At 68.5% G+C, this 3,318-nt stretch carries 5 protein-coding genes; 4 read left to right on the top strand and 1 reads right to left on the bottom strand.

The genetic code is table 11. The annotated features are described in order from the left end of the window. Positions 1-304: hypothetical protein (locus ACKOQ4_RS08300; RefSeq protein ID WP_526290709.1), on the top strand; the 304-nt coding region annotated here is incomplete at its 5' end. A gap of 17 nt (positions 305-321) precedes the next feature. Here the strand turns inward: ACKOQ4_RS08300 and ACKOQ4_RS08305 are convergent. Continuing rightward, positions 322-843, bottom strand: coding sequence for a hypothetical protein (locus ACKOQ4_RS08305; RefSeq protein ID WP_526290711.1), 522 nt, complete (start codon positions 841-843; stop codon positions 322-324). 300 nt (positions 844-1,143) lie between these two features. Here ACKOQ4_RS08305 and ACKOQ4_RS08310 point away from each other — a divergent pair, with 300 nt between their 5' ends. From ACKOQ4_RS08310 to ACKOQ4_RS08320, 3 genes are all read left to right on the top strand, one after another. Beyond that, complete coding sequence (locus ACKOQ4_RS08310) at positions 1,144-1,404, top strand: hypothetical protein (RefSeq protein WP_526290713.1); 261 nt, start codon at positions 1,144-1,146, stop codon at positions 1,402-1,404. 139 nt (positions 1,405-1,543) lie between these two features. Beyond that, positions 1,544-2,239 carry a VldE C-terminal domain-containing protein gene (locus ACKOQ4_RS08315; RefSeq protein WP_526290715.1) on the top strand — a complete coding sequence of 232 codons (696 nt, stop codon included), beginning with the start codon at positions 1,544-1,546 and terminating at the stop codon, positions 2,237-2,239. A gap of 222 nt (positions 2,240-2,461) precedes the next feature. Next, the coding region (locus ACKOQ4_RS08320; protein ID WP_526290717.1) for a coiled-coil domain-containing protein at positions 2,462-3,318 on the top strand (857 nt) is incomplete at its 3' end.

The following is a 3,318-nucleotide window of genomic DNA, read 5'->3' on the forward strand; positions in this document are numbered from 1 at the left end:
CGGCGGCTCCGGCACCGCGGGCGGCACCGGCGGCGGGGGCGGCGCCGGTGGCGCCAGGGTGGGCGCCGGCACCAGTGGCGGTGCCGGTGGTCTCGGCGGCTCGGGCGGCAACGGCGGCAACGGCACCGTGACCCGCCCGACCCCCGCCACCGGTGCCGCCGGTGCCGGGGCCGGGGCCGGCGGATCCGGTAGCGCGGGCGGCGCTGTCGGCACCGGGGGCGCCGGCGGTACGTCCGGCACGACCGGTGCCACGGGCAGCGCGGGTGGGACGGCCGCTAACGGCAGTAACGGCACCCCTGGTTAGCTCCACGGCGATGACGCCTAGTCATCGCCGGCTGGTCCCTGCAGGAGGTGCCCGCCCGGGGAGCCACTAGACGGTGGTGCGCTGAGAATCCCTCGTGCGCGGGCCTTTTCGACCCAACTGACCACTGTGCGCGGAGTCACGAAGTACTCGTCGGCCAGGGCCGAAGCGTAGCCGCGCCCGCGCGCAAGATATTCGCGGGCGATCGTTGTCAGGAATTCGTCGCTGAGGGTCCCGCCGCGCCGGAGCGGTTGGATGGCAACACCGGGAAATCCGGTGACCGGCAGGTCGAAGTCGAACGGGTCTACCCCGGCCTCGATCAGACGGGGCAAGATGCCGGTCACGGCGGTCAGCGGAGAGGCCCACCGGAAATCGCGCTGAAGCGCTGCGAGGTCGAGGCCGCGGTGGGCGTCGAAGGACATTTTCACGATCTCGGGTTTCTCGCCGACGACATCCACGAGTGCTTCGATTCGCACCGCAGCTTCACCAGTGGCGGGATCGACGTCGATCCAGTCAACAATCACGGGTAGTTCGACTGTCACGCCGTCGATGGTCCAGGGATGGCGTGGCCCTTCCGGGCGGATGAAGCGCGACGAGATTCCGAAAGGCCGTGGGGCTGGTTCCATAGGTTCATTCTCTTCGACTGGTGGCGCATTTCAGAGGGCAAAGCTGGCATCGTTAGCGCCCGATTCAGCGACTGGGCTGGGGAGTCCGTGAGTTTGCAGAAGCGCGGCAGTGTCGACACCGTCAAGCCGCCGGACGCGTTTACGATGCCTCGCATCCGGCAATTGACCGGTATGTCAGGGCCGCTTCCGCATTGAGCGCCCTCGTCGATCGGACCGATGAACACTTGCCGGGGACGGGAGCAGGCGGTGGACGGAAAGCTGGCCCTGACGGTGACCGACATGCGACTGGCCCAGGTGGACGGTCTGCTGCGTCACCTGATAGCTGACGGCCACTACCAGGATCCGCTGAGCCGTGCCGCCGATCTGGTGCGGCAGGCGCACGGCATTGTCAGGACACTGTGCGACGGGGCGACGGTTGACGGATCCCCGCCGCCGGACATCGACGGCACGACCGGCGGCGCCATCTTCGAGGCCTGACACCGGCCGGCGTGTCGTCGTGGGATCGGTCGGCGCAGGGCTTGAGCAAGACTTGCCCGGATCGCCAGGGTTCCGGAAAACCAGCGGCCGGTCGGCTAGGTTACGGTTCGGCTTCGTAACCCAGCAAAGGATGAGCGTTGTGAGAGTCCCCCTCGGGCCCGCGGCGGGACCGCGTATGCGACTGCTGGGAGCCATCGTCTGCGTGACCGCACTCGGCGCGGGGTGGAGCGGTGCCGCCTACGCCGATACAGGCCAGGACGACGGGTCGAATCGTGGCGATGCACGCCGGTCGGCAAAGCCGGCCGACACGGGGCAATCGGCCCGGCAGGCCCTCGACAGGAAGCCCCGGGCGGGAGACAGGAGGCACGCCGACGCGCCGGCGGTCTCCGATGCCGTCAGGTCTCCGCTGACCGCCCGGCAGGGGCCCGGCAGCGTTGCGGCCTCGATCAGGTCCTCAGCCGACGCCGCCGCGGTGCCACCGGATCTGGAGGACATCGCCGGCTTTGCCATGTCCGCTGCCGCCGAACGGGCGGCTCTGGGACCGGGCGGACCCGTCCCGACCGTGGGCATCGGTGGTCTGGTGCCCAACGCGAGGGCGCTGGCGGCATACATCAGCACCACCTACCCCGGTGTCCAGGCCATCGGCGGGGTACGGGCCGATCCGCTTCCCGATCACCCAAGCGGTCATGCGATCGACATCATGATCGGCTTCGACATGGGTCTGGGCGACGCGATCAACGCCGACGTCCAGGCCCAGGCGGGGCGGTTCGGCGTTTCCTACACGCTGTGGCGAGTGGCCAACCATTTCAACCACGTTCACGTCACGGTCTTCTGAACCTTCCGGGATTCAGCCACGATTTGCCGGACCTTTTCGAAGCCCAGCGGTTTGGACTGAAAGACCAGCTCACAGGAAGTCGCGGGCGTTTGCGAGACCAGTGATCGCGGTGGTCTGCGGTTGGACAACGTCTGGGCCGTTTCGTACCCTGAACAGGCCGGTTGTCCGTGGACAGGCAGTTCGACCAAGAAGATGTCGACGGCAGTCAAAGGATGCGCAGTCTTGAAGTTTCCCCGTCCCTTCGTTGCGAAACCCGTTGCCCGCAGGCAACTTCTCGCCGGGATCGCCGGACTCACGGCTGTCGGCGTGATGTGGGGCGGTGCCGCATACGCCGAGCCGGCACAAGACAACGTGGCGAACTTCAACGAATTGTCCAAGCAGGCCCAGCAGCTGATCGAGACCGTTCAGTCGGTCCAGCTCGACCTCGACAACAAGCTGCGGCTGCAAAGCGAGGCGGACAGGAAGCACGCCGACGACCTGAGGGCACTGGATGCCGCCAGGGCTCAGCTCGCCCCCCGGCAGGCGGCGGTCGACGGCCTGGCTGCCGCCTTCTACATGGGCGGGCGCGCCGACGGCATGTATGCGATCCTCACCGCGGCGTCGCCGCAGGGCTTCATCGACAAACTGGCCGTCCAGCGGGTGATGTCCACCCAGATGTCAGAGCAGCTCGCGGGTTTCCGCCAGGCCGAGCTGACCGCGGCGGCCGTCGAGGCGGCCTCGGCGAAGTCCGCGGCCGACGCAAGGGCGGCAGCCGAGGCGACCGCAGCCAAGCGAGCGGACCTGCAGCGCAGGGAATCCCAGTTGCAGACGCAGATCGCCGATCTGAAGGTGCGCTACGGTCTGCTGTCCCCGGCGGAGCAGGCCCTGCTGGGGCCGGGAGCGGCCATCCCCACTGTGGGGATGGGCGGTCTGGTCCCCAACGCGCGGATGCTGGCGGCGTACATCATCGCCACCTACCCGGGCGTGCAGTCGATCGGCGGCGTGCGCGCCGATCCGCTTCCCGACCACCCCAGCGGACACGCCATCGACATCATGATCGGCTCGGACATGGGCCTGGGCGACGCCATCAACGCCGACGT

This window comes from Mycobacterium sp. (assembly GCF_046095365.1).
In the GTDB taxonomy this organism is placed as follows: Bacteria; Actinomycetota; Actinomycetes; order Mycobacteriales; family Mycobacteriaceae; genus Mycobacterium.

What these genes read in the sequence shown, in the direction of transcription:
- ACKOQ4_RS08310 (WP_526290713.1), top strand. Translation starts at nt 1,144, where the DNA reads ATGAACACTTGCCGGGGACGGGAGCAGGCGGTGGACGGAAAGCTGGCC.